The sequence below is a fragment of the Nitrospirota bacterium genome (genome assembly GCA_040757595.1).
Classification (GTDB): Bacteria; Nitrospirota; Nitrospiria; order Nitrospirales; family Nitrospiraceae; genus JBFLWP01.
In genome coordinates, this window is record JBFLWP010000004.1 from 216,734 (window position 1) to 237,316 (window position 20,583).

Sequence of the window (20,583 nt, forward strand, 5' to 3'; positions counted from 1 at the left end):
GTCCTACCGGTCACCCGTCACGCGTCACCTGTCCCGGTGGCTGCCGGCGACCGCCTGCAGGGCTTCTTCGGCGAGGCGGCGGTGGTCCGCATCGCTCAAGCTCCGCTCCACCACCTTCTCCGCCACCAGCAGGGCCAACTCGGTGGTCTGATTGCGGATCTCCTGGACCGCCTTGCGACGCTCGTGGTCGATCTCGCGCTGGGCGTCCCCCTTGATCCGCTCGGCCTCGGCCTGGAGACGCTGCTCGTTCTCCTCCAGCAACCGTTGCGCCCGCTCCCGCGCCTGCGCGATCACCGCCTCGGCCTCCTTCGAGGCCGCCTGCAGCTTGGCCTCGTACTCGCGCATCTGGCGCTCCGCCTCGGCGCGGTGCCGCTCGGCCTGCTCCAAACTCTCCCGGATTTTGCGCTCGCGCGTCTCCAGCGTCTCCAGGATCGGCGGGAAGGCGTACTTGTACAATACCCACAGGAGGATGCCGAAGGAGACGACCTCCCAGAAGATCAGCGAGGAGAAGAACTGCGACTCAAATTGTGGCATGGACCAACCCAACGCAGAACGATGAACGATGAACGCTGAATCAATTCATCATTCAACATTCAGCACTCAGCGTTTTATTTGCGGAGCCCCATGATGATGAACGCGATGACCAGCCCGTACAGGGCGATCGCCTCGACCAGCGCGAAGCCGATCCACATGTACTTGCCGACCCGCCCCTCCGCCTCCGGCTGACGCGCCACCGCCTCGATCATCTTGCCGAAGATGTAACCGATCCCCACGCCGGCGCCGGCGAAGCCCGCCGCCGCCAATCCCATGCCCAACAGTGCCGATGCTGCGGAATCCATTGTCTTTTGATCCTCCCTTGAGTAGCTAAGAGCTGATGGCCAAGTACCCGTTGCCGCTCCGATGCAACGGGTGATGCGGGCGGCTCTCGTTAATGCGCATGCGCGTCATGCCCGTGCAGGTGCATCGCGTCTCCCAGATACACGCACGTGAGCACCGTGAAGATGTAGGCCTGGATGAAGGCGATGCCGACTTCGAGCGCGTTCATCGCGATCGTGAACGCGAACGGCAGCCACCCGATCAGGAGCCCGCCCGTGATGGCGAGGCCGAAGAGCACGCCCAGAATCACGTGTCCCGCCGTCATGTTCGCGAAGAGCCGGACCGCCAGCGAGATCGGCCGGGCAAGCTGGCTGATCAGCTCGATCGGCATCATCAGGGGCAGCAGCCAGCCGGGCGTGCCCGGCGGCACCAGGATTCCCAGAAATTTCACGCCGTGGAGCAGAAAGCCCAGCACCACGCTCATCGCGTAGACGGTCAGGGCAAACGCCCCGGTGACCACGATCTGGCTGGTGACCGTGTAGGAGCCGGGAATCAGCCCGAGCAGGTTGCAGAAGAGGATGAACACGAAGAGCGTCGCCACGAACGGGAAGAACCGCATCCCATCCTTCCCCATCGTGTCCAGGATGATGCCGCGGATGAAATCCACCAGCAGCTCGGCCAAACTCTGAAGCTTCCCGGGCACCAGCCGCCGCGCCGCGCCGCCCCTGATCAGCAGGAACGCCGCCAGCCCGACCACCACCCACATCATGATCACGGCCTTGTTGATGGACAGGTCAAAGCCGAACAGAGAGATGTGGAGCAACTGGTGGAGCTCAAACGGGTGTAACGGACTTTCCATGTCCACCAACTTTAGTTGCCTATTGCGGCCAGCGCTGGGCCGCCCGATAAGCGCCCCGGATCCCCGCCGCCAGGCCCAGGATCAACCCCACCACGAGGCCCCAGGGCGACGAGGCAAACAGGTAGGTATCCGTCAGCCAGCCGAGCCCGCCTCCGACGATCAACGAGGCCAGCAACTCGGTCCCGATCCGGACCGCCTGCCCCAACCCCGCATAGAACGGATCGCTCGAGGGCGGCATGCCTAACAACGCTGAATGCAGAACGATAAACGCTGAATGTCTGCTGTTCAGCACTCAGCACTCATCGCTCTGCATTGCTTTGCAAAAGCGCGCTATTCAATCAAACAGACGGTGGAATTGTCAAGGGAGAGGATGCCCTGGTCTCCCCGATCCTGCCTGTGGTACAACGAGCGCATGATTCGCCCGTCGCGCGCCAGATTCCTCCGGGCGGAGCGGCCCGAGCCGCTGGCCGTCGCTTTGCCGCTGCCGGAAGCCGACGCCTTCGAGCTCCACGGGAGAATTGCCGCACCGGGCCGGCCCTCGTTCCTGCTCGAGAGCGGGAAGGGCAGCGGGCCGATCGCGCGCTATTCGTTTCTGGGGAGCGATCCCTACCTCGTCTTGACCGGAAAGGACGACCGCTACGAAGTACGGCGCCACGACGAGCCGACCCGGCACAAAGGCGATCCGTTCGACGCCCTCGCGTCGCTCCTGCGGGCCTCGCGGATGCCCAGGCCCGAGGGTCTGCCCCCCTTCTTCGGCGGGGCGGTGGGCTACCTGAGCTACGACCTGATCCGGCGTTTCGAGCACCTGCCCGAGCGGGCCCGCGACGACCTCGCCGCGCCGGACCTGTCCTTCGGGTTCTATGATCTCGTCGCCGCGCTGGACCACCGGGAGCGCACGCTCCATGTGATGTTTGCCCCGCCGCTCGGCCGGCTGCTCGGCGAGCCGCGGGAGAAGCTCTATCGGGAGGGGTGCGACCGCCTGGCCGAGTTCGAAGCCAGGCTCACCGCGCCCAGACCGGCCTTCGTTCCTGCTACGGCTCCGACTCCCCTGACCATCGAGCCCGACCAGTCGCGCGAGGCCTACATGGATCGGGTGCGTCAGTGCCAGGAGTTCATTCGCGCCGGCGACATCTACCAGGCCAACCTCTCGCACCGCTTCACCATGGGCCTAAGCCCAGCCGACGGTTCTCCTCCTCGTGAGTCGGCCTCCTCGCTCTACGCCCGGCTCAGGCTCGTGAATCCCTCCCCCTTCTCAGCCCTGTTGCTGTTTGAGGACCTCTGTCTGGTGGGCTGTTCTCCGGAGCGCCTGGTCCGCCTGGAAGGCCGGCGGGTGGACACGCGCCCGATCGCCGGCACCAGGCCGCGCGGGCGGAGCCTGCCGGAGGACCGGCGGCTGGCGGAGGAGTTGCTGACCAACGAGAAGGAACGGGCGGAGCATTTGATGCTGCTGGACCTCGAACGGAACGACCTGGGGCGCGTCTGCCGTTACGGGACGGTCCGTGTGGACGAATTCATGGTCCTCGAGCGGTATTCGCACGTGAGCCACATCGTGTCCAACGTGACGGGCGCCTTGCGCGACGGGCTCGACGGGTTCGACCTGATCCGGGCCGTGTTTCCCGGCGGAACGATCACCGGCGTGCCGAAGATCCGCTGCATGGAGATCATCGAGGAGCTGGAGCCGGTCCGGCGCGGGCCCTACACCGGTTCGCTCGGGTACCTGGGCTGGTCCGGCGACCTGGACCTGAACATCGTCATCCGGACGCTGGTGCTGGCCGGCAGCCGCGGGTCCCTGCAGGTCGGCGCCGGGATCGTCGCGGACTCCGACCCGGCCCGCGAATATGACGAGACGCTCTACAAAGCCGAAGCGCTCCTGAAGGCATTGAGAGAAAGTTAGATTCGTTGTTCGTGAAGCGTCGTTCGTATTTCGTTCCGGAAGCTTGGAATTGGACGCTTCACGAGATACGCTTCACGGTCTCAAGCTATGTGGGTGTACCTGAACGATCGGTTCGTGGACCGGAAGGCGGCCGTGATCTCGGTCTTCGACCACGGGTTCCTGTACGGGGACGGAGTCTACGAGACCCTCCGCTCCTACGACGGCCGGTTGTTCAGGCTCGATCAGCACCTGGCCAGGCTGTTCCGCTCGGCCCGCGCGATCGGGCTGACGATCCCCATCGGCGAGCGGGACTGGCCGACGATTTTGAACGAGGCGATCCGTCGCAACGGCCTGCAAGACGCGCACGTCCGCATCACCGTCTCGCGCGGCGAAGGGGAGATCGGCCTGGACCCGGCGCTCTGTCCCCATCCGACGGTGGTCGTCATCGCCAAACCCCTGCCGACTTACCCGGCCCGCTTCTACGAAGAGGGCGTCGAGCTGGCCATCGCGTCGGTCCGCCGGAACCCGGCCGCGGCCCTGCCGCCCCAGATCAAGTCCCTGAACTTCCTGAACAACATCCTGGCCAAGCGGGAGGCGACGCGGTCCGGGGCCTTCGACGCCTTGATGCTGAACGTCGAGGGCCACCTGGCGGAATGTACGACCAGCAACCTGTTCTTCGTTCGGGACGGCCGGCTCTGCACCCCCGCCGGGGACTGCGGCATCCTGGACGGAATCACCAGGGAAGTGGTCCTGCTGCTGGCCCGCGAGAACGGGATGCCGACGGAAGAAGGCCGGTACCCGGCCGAGGCCCTCGGCCGGGCGCAGGAATGTTTCCTGACCAATACCTCGATGGAGATCATGCCGGTCCGGGCGATCAACCGGCATCCGGTCGGATCGGGCAAGCCGGGCCCGCTGACCCTCGGCCTCCGCTCCCTGTTCCGCGCCAACGTTTCGCGCTTTCTCAGCCCCGCTTAGACCGGAACGTCCCGCCGTCAGCGGCCGGCCATCTGCGCCCCGCCCGCGCGCTCAAGTCTTCGCCATGCCAAGCCGATGGGGAGATGGAGCGATTTTCTGGACAGGCCGGAGGGGCAGTGCTATGGTCGTGGCCATGCCGGATGGAAGGCTCAAACGGATCGCGCGAAGGGCCGGGCTGACGGCGGCCTCCCTGGCCGTCCTGGCCCCCTGCCTGATCGGAGTTCCCTCGTCGGCCCGGGCGGGAGACCTCTACCGTTACGTGGATGCGAACGGGACGATCCACTTCACCAACGTTCCGACCGACGCGCGGTACAAGCGGATCCGCAAGGACGCGATGCTGCCTCGCCTCGGCTTCGTCCGCCGTCCGCTTTCGCCGAACCGGTGGGAGGGCGCGATCGCGCGGCAGGCCCGGCTCCACCGTCTCGACCCGGCCCTGGTCCGGGCCGTCATCAAGGCCGAGTCCGACTTCGACCCGTCCGTCGTGTCGCGGGCCGGGGCCATGGGCCTCATGCAACTCATGCCCGACACCGCGCTGGCCCTGAACGTCCGCAATCCCTACGACCCGGAGCAGAACATCAGCGGCGGCGTCCGCCACCTGCGCTACCTGGTGGACCGGTTCAACGGCAACCTCCCGCTCGCCCTGGCCGCCTACAACGCGGGCGAGAACCGGGTCGAACGGCACCGGGCGCTCCCGCCCATCCAGGAGACGCGGGACTACGTGAGCAAGGTGCTCCGCCTCTACCGGGACTTCCGCCGCGACGAGGCCGGCCCCATGGCCCTGCTGAGCTCCCTCACCGTTTCCCCGCGGCGGCCCGGCTCGACGCCGCTGGCGTTCGCCGCCGATCCGACCCGCTGACCAGTTCCGCCGGCTCCAGCCGGCTGTGCTGATTCCACCCGGGACGGCGGCTGTCCGGAAAATCCGCCCGATAGTGCGCGCCGACGCTGTTCTCCCGCCAGAGCGCCGCCTCCGCAATGCAATGGGCCACCTGCACGAGATTCTTGACCTCCAGGTCGAGGCGTGAGCCAAACGGCCGGTCCACCAGCCGCGCCCAGCGCGACAGCTGTGCGGTCGCGCTGACCAGAGACTCGCGGGTCCGGACGATTCCCACCTTGCCCCACATCACCCGACGCAGCGAGCTCCGGAGCTTGTCGGCCTCCTTCAGGATTTCCAGCGGACCGCCGTCCAATTCCGACAGGGACGGCACGCGGGCGGGAAGCCGGCCGGCCCGATGGGCAAAGGCCGACGCGGCCACGGCGGCCCGCGCCCCGAACACCAGCCCTTCGAGGAGCGAATTGCTGGCCAGCCGGTTGGCTCCGTGCACCCCGCTGCAGGCCACCTCGCCGGCCGCGAACAGACCGGGCAGGCTGGTGGCTCCGTCGGTGTCGGTCTTGACCCCGCCCATCAGGTAGTGCGCGCTGGGTGAGACCGGAATCCACTCTTCCGTGATGTCGATGTCGTAGCGGAGGCAGGTGGAGTAGATCGTCGGGAAGCGCCGCTTGATGAACTCCGCGTCCAGGTGGGTGACGTCCAGATAGACGTGCCGGGAGCGGGTGGCCGCCATCTCGGACCAGATGGCCCGGGCCACGATGTCCCGCGGCGCCAGCGCCCCGGCCGGATGGTACCGGCGCATGAACAGCTCCCCTTTGATGTTCCGCAGCCGGCCGCCTTCCCCGCGGATCGCCTCGGACAGCAGGAACGGCGGACTCGACGGCAGATAGAGGGCCGTCGGATGGAATTGGACGAACTCCATGTCCTCCAGCACGGCTCCGGCCCGGAACGCCATCGCCAGGCCGTCGCCCGTGGCGCTGGGCGGATTCGTCGTCCTGGCGTAGACCTGCCCGGCTCCGCCAGTCGCCAGCAGCACGGCCAGGGCCGGCAGGACGAACCGGACGCCGGCCGCCTCATCGAGCACCACGGCACCCCGGCACCGGCCCTCGACCACGACCAAGTCCACCGTGAAGTGCCGCTCGAGCCACCGAATCCGCTTGCAGCGGCGGGCCTGCGCCATCAGCACCCGGACCATCTCGTTGCCCGTCGCGTCGCCGCGCGCGCGGAGGATCCGGCTGCGGCTGTGAGCGGCTTCGCGCGCGAACGCGAACTTGCCCCCGATCTTGTCGAACTGGGCCCCCCAAGCGATCAGCTCCTGGATGCGGTCCGGTCCTTCTTCCACCAGGGTCCGGACGGCCTCGCGCCGGCACAGCCCGTGCCCGGCCTTGATCGTGTCCGCAAAATGGATGGTGACGTCGTCCTCCTCGCTCAATGCGACCGCCACCCCGCCCTGGGCGTAGATGGAGCTGCTCTCCAGGGGATGGCCCTTGGTCAGGATGAGGACGCGACCGTGCCGGCTGAGCTCGATGGCCGCGCGCAACCCGGCGACCCCGCTCCCGATGACCAGGAAATCAGCTTCAGGCAGGCGCAAGCGTCGCGGGAGGGTCCGGCCGTCCCGCATCAGGAAGGTCCGCCCTTGGGCGGCTCGGCGGGAGCCCGGCGGAACATGCCGAAGGGCACGTCACCCTCGAAGCCCTGGAGCAGGATCGAGTGGACGCCTTGCAGGCGGAGCATCCCGTGGCCCCGCTCCCGCTGGCCGGTGTCCGCGGCGTCGCGCTTCCAGAGCCCCTGCCAGTGCACGTACACGTCGATCGTCTCCCCTTCGATGAAAATCCGTTCGATCGAGAGGTCGAGCGTGATCTCCGCGAACGCGTCGAAGTCCTTCTCGACGTCCAACTCCATCCGATCGATCTGATCGGACGGCAAGAGAAGCGTCTGGAAGGCCGAGAGATCCCGCTCCGCGTAGGCCTTGCGCAGGTTCTCGACGGCCACGTCGATCCGCTCGAACCGCGCGTGGTCGGCCGGATACCGGGGCTCCTTGGTGGCACAGCCCAGGGCCAACAGCAAAAGGCAGAAGACGGAAGGCAGAAGGCGGAAGACGAAGCGGCGCATGCGCCAGTATAGGAACAGGCGCCGAGGAGCGTCAAGCGGGCACAGCCAGGCACGGGGCTCTGGGCGAGAGCACGGGGTGTAAAGACGACGTTGAATCGGGCTGTTCTCTCGTCCGTGCCTCACGCTCCTCGCCGCGAGCCCCGTGCCTCACGCCTCGCACCTGTTTTCTTGACAGGCTTCGCGCGCTTGTGCTACCACACCCTCGCCCATTTGTTGCTTTTGACGGTCGAACCCGATACACTGCCTGACTCAAGGAGACTACGCATGTCCAGCGTGCTCAAGAAGCGCAGAAAAAAGATGCGCAAGCACAAGCACAAGAAACTGCGCCGGAAGCAGAAGTTCCTGCGCCGCCGGCAGTAAGGGCGGCTCCTCGGGAGCCCGGAGGGCACCGTGCCAGAAGCGAGAAAAGCCCGCGTCCGAGTCCGGACCGTCAACGGCACCTACGTCGGGGATTTTTTCATCCCCGCCATGCGGAACCGCGTCTCGGACGTGCTCAACGAGGAGCAGCGGCTGTTCATCAACCTGACCGACGTGGTCATCAACGACAAAGAGCGGGCCGACTTCGTTTCCCTGAACAAGAACCTCATCGAGTCGATCACCCAGGTCTAGCCGAGGTGGTTTTGAGTTGTGAGTTCTGAATTCTGAGTTGAACTCAAAACTACACACTCAAAACTAACAACTCGGGCTCGTGTCCTACTACTCCCGCTTCTATCCGTTCCTGAGGCCGTACCTGCCCCAGATGGCGGCGGCGGCCCTGCTGGTCGCCGGCGTGGCGGCCGTCAACCTCGCGCTGCTGCGCCTGGCCGGCTTCCTCTGGGACCTCATCACCGTCCAGCGCGACCTGGCCGGCATGACCCGCGCGATCGGGCTCTTCCTCGGCCTCGTGATCCTCCAGGGCCTGCTCTCGGTCGGCCACGGCTACCTCACCGCCTGGGTGTCGCAGCGCATCATGGCTCGCTTCCGCACCCACGTCTTCACCCACCTGCAGAGGCTCTCGCTCAGCTTTTTCGCCAAGCGCCGCACCGGCGAGCTGCTGTCCCGCCTGATGAACGACGTCGGCGTCATCCAGGCCACCGTGACCGAGACGCCGATCGACTCGGCCAAGCAGCTCGTCACGTTCGTCGGCGGCGTCGCCTTCCTGTTCGTCATGAACTGGCGGCTCTGCCTCCTGATTCTGCTGCTGCTGCCCGTCCTCGTCCTCGTCGCGCGCGGCTTCGGCCGGAAGCTGAAGAGCCTCTCCCGGTCCATCCAGGATCAGACCGCCTCGATCGCCACGCTCGCCGAGGAGGTGCTGTCGGGCATCCGGGTCGTCAAGTCCTTCGTCCAGACCGGCCGGGAGGCGCAGCGGTTCGCCGGCCAAGTCCAGGCCGCCCTGGCGATCGCCCTGCGACGGGCCGCCGTACTGGCGGTGTTCGTGCCTGTCATCACCCTGCTCACCTTCGCCGCGGCCGCGGCCGTCCTCTGGTACGGAGGCCGGCAGGTGATCGAGGGGGCCGTGACGCCGGGAGACCTGTTCGCCTTCGTCCTGTTCGCCGGCATCCTGATCGGCCCGTTCGGCTCGGCCGCGCGGGTCTTCGCCCAGATCAAGGAAGCCCAGGGCGCCATGCAGCGGGTCTTCGAGATCCTCGACACGGAGCCGGACGTGCGCGACCAGCCGGACGCGGTGGAGCTGCCGCCGATCAGCGGCCACGTGCAGGCCCGGCAGGTGAGCTTCGCCTACGATCCCAGACAGCCGGTCCTCTCGGACGTCTCCTTCGAGGCCAGACCGGGCGAGATGGTCGCGATCGTCGGGCCGACCGGCTCCGGCAAGACCACGCTCGTGAACCTGCTGCACCGGTTCTACGACCCGACCGAGGGGACGATCACGATCGACGGGCTCGACCTCCGCCGGGTGCGCCTGGAGAGCCTTTACCGCCAGATCGCGCTGGTGCCCCAGGAGACGATCCTGTTCGGCGGCACGATCCTCGACAACATCCGCTACGGGCGCGAGACCGCCGCCGAGGACGAGGTGTTCGCGGCCAGCCGGGCCGCCAACGCGCACGAGTTCGTCAGTGCGATGCCGGACGGATACCAGACGGTGGTGGGAGAAAAGGGCGTGAACCTCTCGGGGGGGCAGCGTCAGCGGCTCGCCATCGCCCGGGCGGTGCTCAAGAACCCCCGGATCTTGATCCTCGACGAAGCCACCTCCGCCCTGGACGCGGAATCCGAGCGGCTGGTGCAGGAAGCCCTGGATCGCCTGATGGCCGGCCGGACGACCTTCGTGATCGCCCACCGGCTGACGACGATTCAGCGGGCCGATCGGATCCTGGTGCTGAACAAGGGGCGGATCGTGGAGGAGGGCACCCACGCCTCGTTGATGGCGCGGGACGGGCTCTATCATTACCTCTATACGCTACGCTTATCCGAGTTGACCGCCGATTGAGCGAAGGCACGGGCGCGCTCCTCTGCCTATGTAGATTAGATAGGCCCTTTATCCATTTCAGCAGTTAGCCGCGACGCCTCCGATCCTCTCGATCCAGGGACCGGCTTCGAACGGTCGCTGGACTCCCAGCAAAACCAACCTGTTCCGCTGAATCGGTCTTTCCACCACCCACCTCAAGATTCCATGGCATTGGCCTTGCTCTATGCTTTATTGCTTAGTCGTGAGGATATTGACATTCGTCGGTCTCTGTATAGAATGCTCTAAGGTTCTCCCCTACGCAGTCGCTTTGGCCGACCTCTTACTACTAAAGAGGGCGACATGGCTGCTCACGAGTGGCCCATCGGTCGTTTCCTCCCTGTTTCCAGGCTGTTCAGCTCCTTCGGGCCTCCGTACTGCCTCATCTCGCATTTCCGTTCTGATCACATTCCTGGGGCTGTTCAGTTCCGGCACCCGACAATGCCGAGTCACGCGTGCGCTCTGGGGCGAATCGGACCGGTGCGATCTGCGCGCACCTGAACAACTGCCGGTAACGGCCGACTGCGGGGGAAGCGGATAACAAAGTCCTTTGCTCACGCAGCGAGGGGACGGCGTCGCGTTCACAGCAGTTTCGGCGGGACAGCATCCCCAGCCTATCCCGCCTAAGGAAGGAGGCCTTCCCGTGTCGTTAACACTGGACGCCAAACTCACGAGCACCGGCACCAGGTTTAGAATCTTTCCGCAATCGCGGTTTCTCCAGGCATTCAAAAAACCGGAAACGATCTATGTCTCGCCCGCCCCGCAGGCGATCAAGCCCGGCCCAGCCGACGACCGGTTCTATGTGCTCGACGCGATCAATAAGCGCCCATACGACCAGAGGCATGGCCGCGTTGATCCCTATTCGGGCCCCGTCCGGCCCTTGCTGAAGCCCGGGGCTGACGGCCACTTTGATCATTTCGACGTGGAATCACGCGATTTCCTGGTGGCAACGATGTACGCGACGGTGAGGCGCGTGCTCGACATCTGGGAAGATTATTTCGGCCGGACGATCGAATGGCACTTCAACCTTGACTTCGAGCGTCTCGAACTCGTGCCGTTGATCGAATGGGACAATGCCCATTCAGGATACGGGTTTCTTGAATTCGGTTACGACAGACTCAGGCCGGGCGTTCCCGATCATTCCAAGCCACACTGCGAAAACTTCGACGCGCTCGCTCACGAGCTTGGGCACAGCCTCATTTTTGCGGAAATCCCAACTCCTCCCCAACCAGCTCAAACGACGGAATACTGGGGGCACCATGAAGCGGCGGGCGATCTGGTCGCCATTGTGGCCGCACTGCACTCCGACAGAGTGGTGTCTCACCTGCTGGACAGCTCGAGAGGCAACCTCTTCACTCCCAACGTGCTCAACCGGATCGGCGACGTCTCGGCGAGCAAGGAAGTCCGCAAGGCGTTCAACGACGAAAGGATGTCCACGGTTCCCGAGGAGGAGCACGAGCTTTCCAAACCGTTGACCGGGGCGCTCTTCGATGTCTTTGTGGAAGTCTTCCAGAAGGAACTGGTCAAAAGAGGCCTGATTACTCAAAAACTCGCCGACCGATCCAACCACGGCCCCGACGACGATGAGGACGATCCGGCCATTCAGGCGGAATTCAACGAAGCCTACGCGGGCAACAAAGCGGGCTTCCAGCAGGCGCTCCTGGAAGCACGGGATTATCTGGGCACATTGCTCGCTCGCACGTGGACCGGGATGTCTCCGTACTTTTTTACGTACAGCGCACTGGGGCGGAAGCTGCTGAGCGTGGACCGTCATATGGGCGGCCAGCACCAGGAGACGATCAGATCCTGTTTCCAGTGGCGCGAGATCAGGCTTCCTAAAGATTCTCCCCCACACCGGATCCGGACCCTGAATGGCGAGCTAGGCCACTGCACGACCGACACAACGAAGTCCCGCCACCGGCGGGGGAGGCGGCGCGCATGAGCAACCTTCGCGAAGAATCTGAAAGGCAGTATCTGCGGCGTCTCGACAAGTACCTCGGACCGCCCCTACGTCTTGAGGGAGCCGCCTACGGCGCTCCCGAAGGATGGTTCTTGGGTCCCAAGGCGGAGAACGAAGAGCTGCTGCTGGAGTTGATCGTGGACGCCGTTCGCGAGCATTGTCGGTACCGGCGGAATTTTCATCCGGAGGACCCGGACGGCATCAGCGAAGCGGAGAAGGAATCCCCAGAGTACAAATATGCGGTCAGAACCCTGAAAGGCTATGCCAGACAACTGATCGAAAAGCTGCAATTGTCCGCTCCCTTCTTCAGCATGCGGTATCAGAGCCACATGTTGTGGGATCAGGCGCTTCCGGCCATCATCGGTTACTTTGCCGCCATGCTGTACAACCAGAACAACGTGGCCGCCGAGGCCTCTCCGATTACAACCCTGCTCGAAATCGAGGTCGGCAACGACCTGTGCCGGATGCTCGGCTACGTCCCGAAGAACGGCATCCTCCCGTGGGGCCATATCACCTCTTGCGGATCGGTGGCCAACATCGAGGCCCTCTGGGCCGCACGCAACATCAAGTTCTTTCCGCTGGCCGTCTGCGCGGCGCTGCAGGAGAAGAGATCCCCGCTCACTCCCGCGAAAGATATGATGGTGCGCTGTCTCAGTGGCAAGTCCGAACGATTGCGGGATCTGGATGCCTGGACCCTGCTCAACCTGGAGATGGACGAGGTGGTCGCGTTGCCCTATCGGATCGCGGAACTGTGCGGGAAACCTCTCGGGGAGCTCACCAAAGCCATCAACAAGGACACGGTCCAGAACATCGGGATGGCCGAATTCCATCACCGCTTCCTGAGCAGGGCAGATATCGAACCGCCAGTGGTCTTCGTGCCGTCCACGAAGCACTACTCCTGGCCCAAGGGCGCGACGCTGCTAGGTCTCGGGCAAAACTGCATGAAGTCCGTCCCCGTGGATAACGACGCTCGCATGGACATGGAACAGCTCCGGCAGCGGCTCGACGATTGCCGAGACCGGTGCGTGCCGGTCATCGCGGTCGTCGCCGTCATCGGAAGTACGGGAGAAAGCGCGGTCGATCCGCTGGCGAAGATCCTTGGCCTGCGGAAACGCTACCGGACGAGGGGCACGGAGCTTTACTTTGCCGTCCATTGCGATGCCGCCTGGGGCGGCTACTTTGCCTCCATGCTCCGCAAGGACGAGTTCGTCGGTCGCCCCATCGCCAAGCCGAAGCCGGACCGAGTCTCACTCGCCACAGGCGAACCGCCTCCGGGACAGCATTGCGCGCCGTTTCACGCCGACCTGTGCTCCTTCCGGGAGGTGATCCCGGATTTTCCGATGAACGACCACGCCCTGGAACAATACAAATCTCTAGGGCTGGCCGATTCCATCACTGTCGATCCGCACAAAGCCGGCTACGTGCCCTATCCAGCCGGTGCCCTCTGCTACCGCAACTCCAGGATGCGTGATCTCATTTCCCTCAAAGCGCCCGTGGTCTTTCACAGCGAGAGCGAACCGACCGTGGGCATTTACGGGATCGAAGGGTCCAAACCGGGCGCCGCCGCGGCCGCCGTCTGGCTGGCCCATCGGGTCATCCGCCCGACGCAGGGCGGCTACGGACGGATTCTGGGGCAGTGCATGTGGACCTGCACGCGTCTGTATTGCCGCCTCGCGACGATGACCGACCCCCGCTTCAAGATCGTGCTCCTGAACAAGCTGCCCTCCGAGCGAAAGGGGCGCGGCAAGCGGGCCGTCGAAGAAGAGAGGAGGTACATCCGCAAACACTTCGTCCATCGTAGCAACGCGGAACTGTTGGCCTTCTTAAAGAGAAGCAAGAAAGCGAGGAAACTCTTCAAGGAGCTTGGTCCCGACCAACTGATCCTCGCCTATTCGTTCAACTACTACACCAAGCCAGGAGACCCGGATAGTCTCAACGCCGATGCCGCGAAAATGAACGATCTCAACAACGAGATTTTCAAGATCTGCAGCATCACCGCCCCGGTCGCCGACCTTAATTCCAAGAAGCTGATTCTCACCAACTCCGCGTTCACCGTCAAGGACTATGGCCAGCCGTTCATGGACGAGTACTGCAGGCGCGCAGGGGTCAAGCCGACGAACGGCGAGATCATTTTTCTGATCTCAACGACCATGGACCCCTGGACCACCGACATTCCCAGGACTCCGGACACGCCTGAGGGAGACTTCCTGGCGGTTGTCGAGGACGCCCTTCGGGAAGCCGTCTATCAAGGGTTGTCGAAGGTGCTACCGGAGGCGGCGCAGCCGAAATAACGGCGAGCAGCAGCATGCCGTGACGTTGACAAAGAAAGGAGCCAACCCATGACACCGCAGAAAGCGTCTTATGGCGGCAAGCGGGGCACAGAACCCTACGGAGGACATGAGCAAGGCGGCCACGCCCCAGGGCATGGGAGCGGGCCTCAAGCTCCGAAGGACAAGGGGATCGGCAACGAACCCCACCAGCACGCGTTTGTGATGCTCGGGACCAACACGCTTTTCTTGTGCCACCTCACGATGTATCAGGCGAGAGGATTCGAAGAACACCAGTATCAGGTCGTTCTGGAAACGAAGCTTCCGGAATGGGCGATGAGCAAGTATCGCGAGGCTCGTCTAAACGATCCTGACCAGACATATTTCCTCGGCAACGCCGGTGACGACTTGTTTACCCTCCCGCAGGCTGCCAGCCGGATGCGCGTTGCCTTCACCGGTAACGTGTTCCGGGGCATCCCTCCGGTAAAAGACAGATACGACAGTTGGCCTTGGGAAGGCGTGACCCCGTTTATCAAGAACGTTCGCGTCACGATCGAACGCTTCGTCTATTACCGGCTCTTCTCCGACAACATGGACTATCCTCGGTCGCTGACCTACATCGTTTTCGGCGCCAGCGACGAAGCGCATATGACCAACTACCAGACCAACCAGCCGGACTTCGATCACATCTTGAGTCTGAGCAAGAAACCCGACTGGATCCCTCCCGCACAACTGGAAGCCGGAATCCTCGTGGATCTCCCCAATGTTCAACGGATTCCGGACAAACCTCCGACCGCATGGGTCGGCTGCTCGAATCCTCTGCCGAAGGGCAGCACCCAGAACGTGCGCTACCGGGCAATCGGGGAGAAGCGCCCGATCTTGATCGGGCCGACTTATTGGTTCAGCACCAAGGTCGCGAACCAGGTGAACCCTTGCCCGGACTCCGCGGGTCGGTGAGGGAATCCGAGCGATGGTGCGGCAGTCCCATTGACGGTCTGGAGAAGGGGCACGAGGAGGAGCGCCATGGCCACAGCCGCAAAGCCAAGCGAACAAGAAAAAGACAATACCGAGCTCTGGCGTCTGATGTTTGCCGAGGGCCACCCGAAGTTGAAGTCCTTTCAGCGCCAGCATAGTTGGCTCCCTTCGCCTCCACGGTGCCGAATGTGTTTCGCGCCGTTTCGTGGAATCGGTGGCGTCTACATGCGCTTGCGAGGCAAGGGGCCGGCAAACCGCAACCCGAACTATTGCAGCGCGTGCGACACCTTCATCCGGACCTACCCCGGCCGTGCGGAAGTGCCGATGTCGATGGTGATCGTGGATTTGGTCGGATCAAAGGAGTTGGCCAGCAGAATGACACCCAGCCAGTTCGGCGAAGTGCTGAACAACTTCTACAGGCCGGCCACCAACGTGCTCTCCGAGATCGATGGGTTCTTCATCCAGCTGAAGGGCGATGAGGTGGACGGCGTCTTCCCGCCCGGGTTCTCGGGGCCGGACTATGCCCGCAAGGCCGTGCAGGCCGCTGAGCACTTGCTGCGCATGCAGCTCCCGCCGGCCCCCGATGGCTCTCCGGTGGCCCTCAAAGTGGGGGTGCACACCGGCATCTTCTGCATCGGCACGGTTGGCGGGGACAGTGAGGCCGGTGTCATGGATGTGGGGGTCATGGGCCAGAACGTCCATATCACTCAACTTTTGGCCAAAGCGGCGCAGCCCGGCGAGGCGCTCATTACCGAAGCCGCCTGTACGGCTTCCGGGCAGCCGCTGCAGCATCTCGAGTCCCGCCAGCTCAAGCTGGAAGGCAGACAGGAACCCGTCGCCGTCCGCGTGATGCGAGCAGCGACGAACTGACGCCTCGGACGAACCGGGATGCCGGCCATGAAAAAGCAGGCTGTCTTCTTCGACATCGGCGACACGTTAGGCGCCGTGATGACGGAACCCGGTTCCTCGCCAAGCCGTCGTCTCATCTTGTTCCCCGACGTTCGGGAGATTCTCAAGACCCTCCGCAGGAAAGGATGCCGCCTGGGCGTCATCTCGAACACGGGTCAGGAGCCGGCCGCCACGATCGACGCCATGCTGCGGAACGCCGGCATTCTGACGCACTTCGAGCCGAAGTTGAGACTATACAGCTCCGAAGTCCGAATGGAGAAAGACAGCCCGAAGATTTTCAAGCTGGCGGCCCAACGGGCCGGTTTGAAAGCCACTCCTTCTCGCTGCCTCTTCGTCGGTGAGGAGGCACGAGAGCGGACGTTCGCCCTGGCCGCCGGGTGGAGGGTCGCTCCCGCTGTTTCTCTGGCCCTCGAAGCGCTGGAGGAACGAAAGATCCAATTCCTCCGCATCCATGTCCCCTCTCATCAGAATCAGCCGGTCTGGCGGCGGACGCTCCAACAGCGAACTCGTCCGCTGGCGCCCCTCCACGTGGCCGGGCCTGACGGCCGCGACATCTATGTCATGGCTTCGTTGGAAACCGCAGCCTCGCTGGACAACCAAGGGTTCCATGTCGATCGCCTGGGCCCGGTGGGTGCTCCGGATACCGGCGATCTGTACCTCCTGCGCGACGATCGCCAGACGCGCACCGGATTTCTTTCTCCTGAGGGACAATCAGAGACGCTCCTGGAAAGCCGTCCTGACCGGCCGGATGTGGTCAGCTCGACCCAGGAAGGCCTGTTCGTCATCCTGCCTGGTACGCGGAACATCGAAGAGCTCCATTTCAGGGAAGCCCGGCACGGCCATACGGTCAAACTGCTGCCGGACCCTTCGCTGCTCCGACCTTTTTCCCGCCAGCCCGGTTTTCGCGCCCTCAACTGGACAGCCGATGCCGGCGCGGCCGACCGTGCGCTCACGCGGCATGAAATTGATGCGCTTGCCAAGATCGACGGGGCGTTGATTCAGCGCCTCGTCGACCGCTACAGCGGAGCGACGCCGATCGACGGCAGCCGGAGGATTCGCAGCCGGCACGTGCAGCATCCGGACAACGGACTGGCAGTCACAACCATCCTCGAAGATCTGCGCCTCTTGGGAGGGGGCCAATTCGTCTTGCGCACCCACAGAATCGAAGGCGGCCGGATCAAGAACGTCGAGGCGGAGTTTCGCGGGAGAACCCAGGAACTCGTCTTGATTACGGCGCACCTGGATTCAACCGCCAAGGGCGACGGGACCTATCGGCCGGACAAGGATCCGGCCCCCGGCGCCGATGACGACGCCAGCGGCATCGCGGCCGTGCTGGCCGCCGCCTCGGTCCTTGCCCGGTTGGCGCAAGGGACCAAGCCGAGGCGGACTGTCCGGCTCGTCCTATTCAACGCCGAAGAAGTGGGGTTGGTGGGCAGCAACCACTATGCCCGCGCGCTCGCTTCGCAGCAAGCGCCGGTCGTCGCCGTGTTCCAGATGGACATGGTGGGCCATCGCCTTGCAGGAAGCCGGGCACCGCATCCTTTCGAAATCCACCTCGGATACGATTCGTTGCCTGATACGGTGCAGCGCTCGCGCATCCTCGCCGAGCGGATGGAACGGATCATTGCGCAGGTGGCGCCAAATCTCGCGAAACCTCAGATATACGACCGGAACGATCCGGCTTCCGGCCGAAGCGACCACTCCAGCTTTCAACAGCGCGGATACGCCGCGGTGTGCGTGTCGGAGGATTTCTTCGTGGGACCAGACTCCGCCGCGCCCAATCCGCAGCCCAACCCGCACTATCATAAGAAAACCGATCAAATCATCGCGCCCGAATATGCCGCGGAAGTGGCGCGGGCAGTGGCAGCCGCAGCGTGGTTAACCGCCCAGCCGTGAGAGTTCAGGCCCGCCCTCGAGGGTCCTGGCTCAAGACGTGCGGAAGCCCTGCCGCCGTTCCGACGGACGCGGAGCGGCGGAGACGACGGACCCGAAAGGTTCCGTCCCCGGAGAGCGATCCCCCACGATGCGAACGGACACCTCCCTGACGGCCGAAAGCTTGCCTTCATCGAGCACCCTTGCTAGAATCTGCCCGCCGTTTGCGCCGGCTCCCGAGTTGTCCACACAAGGAGGGCAGGCCATGGCCGGGTTGAATGCCGATCCGCCGAAACGAGCGACCTCCTCCTGCGGCACGCCCGGACCCGTTCAGCCTCTGCGAATCCCTCCCACTGCTTCCCGCGAACACCTGAGTGCTCTGTTGGAGATCAGCCAACTCCTCACCTCGTCGACCGATCTCCCGCAGCTACTCCGCCTCATCCTGGACACGCTTAACCAGTTGGTGGACGCGGACGGCTGCAGTCTTCTGCTGATCGACCCACTGACCAATGAGCTCACGTTCTATATGCCGTTCGGCCCGGAGGTCGACCAGCTCAAGGAGGTTCGCCTGCAGCCCGGGCAGGGCATCGCCGGATGGGTCGTTAAAGAGCGCCGCCCCCTTCTCGTGAACGACGTTCAAGCCGATGCCCGGTTTTACAGCAAGATTGACACGATGACCGGGTTCCAGACCAGATCCGTGCTCGCCGCCCCGCTGGTGGATCGGGAGCGCGTGCTCGGGGTGGTCGAGGTCCTGAATTCTCACAAGGCGAACGGATTTGATCGGCAGGACCTGGATCTCGTCTGCATATTTACGGCCCAAGCCTCGATCGCGCTCAGAAACGTTCAGCTCATCACGACCATCCGAGACGAGAAGGCTTACTGGCAGGAAGAAGTGCAGACGCGCCATCGAACCTTGATCGGCAAGAGTCCGCTCATGCAGGAGGCGGTGCAGACAGCCCGAAAGGCGGCAGGATCAGATTCGACGGTGCTGCTTCTCGGCGAGAGCGGGACCGGAAAGGAGATTCTCGCACGCTCGATACACGCCTGGAGCGCGCGGGCTTCCAAACCATTCCGAGCCATCAATTGTGCCGCACTTTCAGACCAGTTGCTGGAAAGCGAGCTCTTCGGACACGAGAAGGGGGCCTTCACGGGCGCGCTTCAGCAAAAGAAGGGACTGTTCGAGCTTGCACACTGCGGGACCGTGTTTCTGGACGAGATCGGAGACATGAAGCCGGAATTGCAGGCCAAGCTGCTGCGCGTGCTGCAAGAGCACGAATTCGAGCGAGTCGGAGGGACGGTGACGATCCGGATTGATCTACGGATCATCGCCGCCACCAATCAGGATCTGCGGAAAGCAGTGGCGAGCGGGCGGTTTCGAAAAGACCTCTTTTACCGTCTCAACGTCGTCGTGATTAAGCTCCCGCCTTTGCGGGATCGGAAGGAAGACATTCCGGCACTCGCAGAGTTCTTTCTCAAACGATACGGCCAAGAACTCAATCGCACGTTGTCCTTCGACCCCGAGGCGCTCGAGCGGCTGCAACACTATGAATGGCCGGGAAACGTCCGTGAGCTCGAAAATGCGATCGAGCGGGCAGTGGTCCTCGCTTCGGAACCGGTCCTCAGGGCAAGAGACCTGGCGATCGAACCCTGCGGGACTGAGTCAGAGCCCGCCGCACTCATGGACCTTCCGTTCCACGACGCGGTGAAGGCTTACAAACGCATCCTCATTCAGCGCGCTATCGAGAAGGCTGGAGGCAAAAAAACCAAGGCGGCTGCCCTTCTTGGACTCAACCCCACGCATCTCGCCCGGCTTCGCAAGGAATTGAGGGTGGAATAAACAAGCCGTTCGGCAATTCCTTGAACGCCGTGCAGGAACAGGTTATTTCACTTTGGAGAGGTCCGCCTCGAACTCGCTCATCTTGCCGTCGGGAAAGAAAATCACGAACTTCGTCTTGGCGTTGGGGTCGAAGCTCTCATAGGCGAAACGGGCCGTGAAGCGGGACCGGTAGGCCGGCCCCTGGCCCTCGTTCTTGCGGCCCCGGTCGGCCGGGCTCACATCCACGGGTTTGATCGTCTTCGAGCCCTGCTGCAGCGCGATCTGCACGCCTTCCGCGAAATACTCATCGTCTCCGCAGAGCTGCACTTCCATTTCCAGGTTCGGCATGTCCAGATACTTCTGGATCTTGTCATCGGGCATCCGGACTTCCTGCTTCTGCTTCTTGGACTCGGTCGCCTCCTTGCGGCCGAAGGATTCCAGCCAGTAGCGTTTCGTCCTGAGCACGGCGCGCGCGCCGCAGGGGTCCTTCTCCGGATCGGCGCCGACGCTGCTGCTCAGGGAGGCGTGCTGGAGAACCTGCTTCACTTCCTCCGGCGTGTTGGCCTTTTCCATGGGCTCGCGACCGGACGCCAAGGCTTTCTTGGCCTCTTCCATCGTGAGCTTGACGTCGATGGCTTCGGCCGGTCCGGCGACCAGCAGGGCGACCGCCCACGTGCCGATGACGGTGCCGAGCCCGACGCCGATTCGGGATGACTGCGCGTTCGCCATGAATCCTGCCACCATAATGGCCTCCCTGAATGAATGCGGCGCTAACCGGGCGCCATTGTAAGGAAACCGCCGAACCAATGCAACGCAGAACGATGAACGCGGAACGATGAATGGAAGATATGCGGGCGACTCTTCCTCCATTCATCATTCATCG

The 20,583-nt window shown here is 63.8% G+C and carries 19 protein-coding genes; 12 read left to right on the forward strand and 7 right to left on the reverse strand.

The features are described 5' to 3' along the window. Nucleotides 1-24: 24 nt before the first annotated feature. From atpF to AB1411_06050, 4 genes are all read right to left on the reverse strand, one after another. Nucleotides 25-534, reverse strand: a complete 510-nt coding sequence (atpF, locus tag AB1411_06035; GenBank protein MEW6543154.1) for a F0F1 ATP synthase subunit B — start codon at nucleotides 532-534, stop codon at nucleotides 25-27. A gap of 74 nt (nucleotides 535-608) precedes the next feature. Then, a complete protein-coding gene (gene atpE, locus AB1411_06040; protein ID MEW6543155.1) occupies nucleotides 609-839 on the reverse strand; it encodes an ATP synthase F0 subunit C in 231 nt (76 codons plus the stop codon). An 89-nt stretch (nucleotides 840-928) separates the two neighbouring features. Beyond that, nucleotides 929-1,675: a F0F1 ATP synthase subunit A gene (locus AB1411_06045; GenBank protein ID MEW6543156.1), complete on the reverse strand. Its 747-nt coding sequence runs from the start codon at nucleotides 1,673-1,675 to the stop codon at nucleotides 929-931. A gap of 19 nt (nucleotides 1,676-1,694) precedes the next feature. Further along, on the reverse strand, nucleotides 1,695-1,913 hold the full coding sequence (locus AB1411_06050) for an AtpZ/AtpI family protein (GenBank protein ID MEW6543157.1): 219 nt from the start codon (nucleotides 1,911-1,913) through the stop codon (nucleotides 1,695-1,697). 132 nt (nucleotides 1,914-2,045) lie between these two features. Here AB1411_06050 and AB1411_06055 point away from each other — a divergent pair, with 132 nt between their 5' ends. The 3 genes from AB1411_06055 (at nucleotide 2,046) to AB1411_06065 (ending at nucleotide 5,379) form a co-directional block, all read left to right on the forward strand. After that, nucleotides 2,046-3,569 (forward strand): anthranilate synthase component I family protein, encoded by a 1,524-nt coding sequence (locus tag AB1411_06055; GenBank protein MEW6543158.1) that lies wholly within the window; start codon nucleotides 2,046-2,048, stop codon nucleotides 3,567-3,569. 87 nt (nucleotides 3,570-3,656) lie between these two features. Beyond that, nucleotides 3,657-4,523 carry an aminotransferase class IV gene (locus AB1411_06060; GenBank protein ID MEW6543159.1) on the forward strand — a complete coding sequence of 289 codons (867 nt, stop codon included), beginning with the start codon at nucleotides 3,657-3,659 and terminating at the stop codon, nucleotides 4,521-4,523. Nucleotides 4,524-4,644: 121 nt separating this feature from the next. Then, entirely contained in the window at nucleotides 4,645-5,379 is a 735-nt protein-coding gene (locus AB1411_06065; GenBank protein ID MEW6543160.1) for a lytic transglycosylase domain-containing protein, read from the forward strand. Here AB1411_06065 and nadB read toward each other — a convergent pair. Then, the gene (gene nadB, locus AB1411_06070) at nucleotides 5,315-6,943 is read right to left on the reverse strand and encodes an L-aspartate oxidase (GenBank protein MEW6543161.1); all 1,629 of its coding nucleotides are present in this window, start codon (nucleotides 6,941-6,943) and stop codon (nucleotides 5,315-5,317) included. The two genes, AB1411_06065 and nadB, sit on opposite strands and share 65 nt — an antisense overlap. 29 nt (nucleotides 6,944-6,972) lie before the next feature. After that, entirely contained in the window at nucleotides 6,973-7,464 is a 492-nt protein-coding gene (locus AB1411_06075; protein ID MEW6543162.1) for a hypothetical protein, read from the reverse strand. A 264-nt stretch (nucleotides 7,465-7,728) separates the two neighbouring features. Between AB1411_06075 and AB1411_06080 the strand changes: the two genes are divergently transcribed. The 9 genes from AB1411_06080 to AB1411_06120 all read left to right on the forward strand — a co-directional run bounded on the left by AB1411_06080 (nucleotide 7,729) and on the right by AB1411_06120 (nucleotide 19,721). Then, nucleotides 7,729-7,824, forward strand: coding sequence for an AURKAIP1/COX24 domain-containing protein (locus tag AB1411_06080; GenBank protein MEW6543163.1), 96 nt, complete (start codon nucleotides 7,729-7,731; stop codon nucleotides 7,822-7,824). Nucleotides 7,825-7,854: 30 nt separating this feature from the next. Further along, the gene (locus AB1411_06085; protein MEW6543164.1) at nucleotides 7,855-8,073 is read left to right on the forward strand and encodes a hypothetical protein; all 219 of its coding nucleotides are present in this window, start codon (nucleotides 7,855-7,857) and stop codon (nucleotides 8,071-8,073) included. A gap of 79 nt (nucleotides 8,074-8,152) precedes the next feature. Then, the gene (locus AB1411_06090; GenBank protein ID MEW6543165.1) at nucleotides 8,153-9,886 is read left to right on the forward strand and encodes an ABC transporter ATP-binding protein; all 1,734 of its coding nucleotides are present in this window, start codon (nucleotides 8,153-8,155) and stop codon (nucleotides 9,884-9,886) included. Nucleotides 9,887-10,544: 658 nt separating this feature from the next. Continuing rightward, on the forward strand, nucleotides 10,545-11,843 hold the full coding sequence (locus AB1411_06095) for a hypothetical protein (protein MEW6543166.1): 1,299 nt from the start codon (nucleotides 10,545-10,547) through the stop codon (nucleotides 11,841-11,843). Beyond that, nucleotides 11,840-14,152, forward strand: coding sequence for a pyridoxal-dependent decarboxylase (locus AB1411_06100; GenBank protein ID MEW6543167.1), 2,313 nt, complete (start codon nucleotides 11,840-11,842; stop codon nucleotides 14,150-14,152). The genes AB1411_06095 and AB1411_06100 overlap by 4 nt, the downstream gene beginning before the upstream one ends. A 48-nt stretch (nucleotides 14,153-14,200) precedes the next feature. After that, the gene (locus AB1411_06105) at nucleotides 14,201-15,085 is read left to right on the forward strand and encodes a hypothetical protein (GenBank protein ID MEW6543168.1); all 885 of its coding nucleotides are present in this window, start codon (nucleotides 14,201-14,203) and stop codon (nucleotides 15,083-15,085) included. A 66-nt stretch (nucleotides 15,086-15,151) separates the two neighbouring features. Further along, on the forward strand, nucleotides 15,152-15,973 hold the full coding sequence (locus tag AB1411_06110) for an adenylate/guanylate cyclase domain-containing protein (protein MEW6543169.1): 822 nt from the start codon (nucleotides 15,152-15,154) through the stop codon (nucleotides 15,971-15,973). Between the two features lie 78 nt (nucleotides 15,974-16,051). Next, nucleotides 16,052-17,908, forward strand: coding sequence for a M20/M25/M40 family metallo-hydrolase (locus AB1411_06115; GenBank protein MEW6543170.1), 1,857 nt, complete (start codon nucleotides 16,052-16,054; stop codon nucleotides 17,906-17,908). A 241-nt stretch (nucleotides 17,909-18,149) separates the two neighbouring features. Continuing rightward, a complete protein-coding gene (locus tag AB1411_06120) occupies nucleotides 18,150-19,721 on the forward strand; it encodes a sigma 54-interacting transcriptional regulator (protein MEW6543171.1) in 1,572 nt (523 codons plus the stop codon). A 42-nt stretch (nucleotides 19,722-19,763) separates the two neighbouring features. On the opposite strand, the gene AB1411_06125 is transcribed toward AB1411_06120, so the two are convergent. Then, on the reverse strand, nucleotides 19,764-20,444 hold the full coding sequence (locus tag AB1411_06125) for a hypothetical protein (protein MEW6543172.1): 681 nt from the start codon (nucleotides 20,442-20,444) through the stop codon (nucleotides 19,764-19,766). Nucleotides 20,445-20,583: the final 139 nt, after the last annotated feature.